Source organism: Psychrobacter celer (genome assembly GCF_016107555.1).
GTDB lineage: Bacteria > Pseudomonadota > Gammaproteobacteria > Pseudomonadales > Moraxellaceae > Psychrobacter > Psychrobacter celer.
The window spans coordinates 1-916 of record NZ_JABASU010000059.1 but is presented as its reverse complement, the minus strand read 5'-3'; the positions used below and the strand labels follow the sequence as shown (position 1 = coordinate 916).

The window sequence follows — 916 nt, the reverse complement described above, 5'->3', positions numbered from 1 at the left end:
TAGACCTCTTGCAAAAGTCATAGTCTAAGCTCGGAATTAATGATACCAGCAAATAGCTTCATTCTAAGATCGTAGCGCTGACGACGGTTGCGATATTTATGAGCCACGATTTTAAACAACTTGATTAAGCCTATTTTGTGCTCAACCACAATACGGAACTTTGCCAGATAGTGATTGGCCTGTTTGCATATCTCCAATAACTGACCACCACGAGGTTTCTTAAATGGTGTGAAAGTTTGGTTATGTAGCTTTGCTAACCCTTGATAACCACTGTCTGCTAGATAGTTAGTATTCTCAGGTAACCAATCAGGACAAGTATCTTTATACAGCTTAAAATCGTGGATTGACCCTTTACAGGTTTGCACATCGAGTATCAAGCCGGTTTGCCAATGGACGATAACCTGCGCTTTTAGGGTGTGTTGTTTTTTCTTGCCGCTGTAGTAGTCGCTTTGGTTTTTTTTGGACGCTCAATAGGGGTTTCGGTGGCATCGACGATGACGACTGACCAATTGGTATCCTCATCGACACGACTAGGCAACTTTTTAGGCAATTCAAACTTACCTGAATCGATAAGTACGTCTTCTACTTTACGAATGATACGGCTAGCAGAAGACTCATGAATACCAAAGTCCATACTGATATGATAAAGCGTGCGGTATTCACGCCAATAAGTCAGGGCTAGTAGTATCTGCTCCTTAAGACTGAGCACACTTGGTCTACCTGATTTGGTCTTAGATGCTTCATGCTTTTGCATGGCCTCAAGCATGTCATAAAAGGTGGCTTTATGAATGCCAGTGTAGCGTTTAAAACCAGCGTCACTTTGTTTGAGTAGCTTATCTATGTTTGGCATATCTATTAAGTAAGTAGCGTTCAATAATATACGTTGTGTCTTACAACTACTTTTGCAAGAGGTCTA

General features: G+C 41.2%; 1 protein-coding gene and 1 pseudogene. Both read right to left on the bottom strand.

Annotated elements, in window-relative coordinates; translation table 11 throughout:
* Nucleotides 1–17: 17 nt before the first annotated feature.
* A pseudogene (locus tag JFC05_RS12655) lies at nucleotides 18–401 on the bottom strand (transposase family protein); the annotation flags it as partial.
* Between the two features lie 8 nt (nucleotides 402–409).
* Nucleotides 410–850, bottom strand: coding sequence for a transposase family protein (locus JFC05_RS12650; RefSeq protein WP_198337141.1), 441 nt, complete (start codon nucleotides 848–850; stop codon nucleotides 410–412).
* Nucleotides 851–916: the final 66 nt, after the last annotated feature.

Bases quoted from the DNA above. Each gene is read 5' to 3' on its own strand.
- JFC05_RS12650 (WP_198337141.1), bottom strand. From the start codon at position 850: ATGCCAAACATAGATAAGCTACTCAAACAAAGTGACGCTGGTTTTAAA.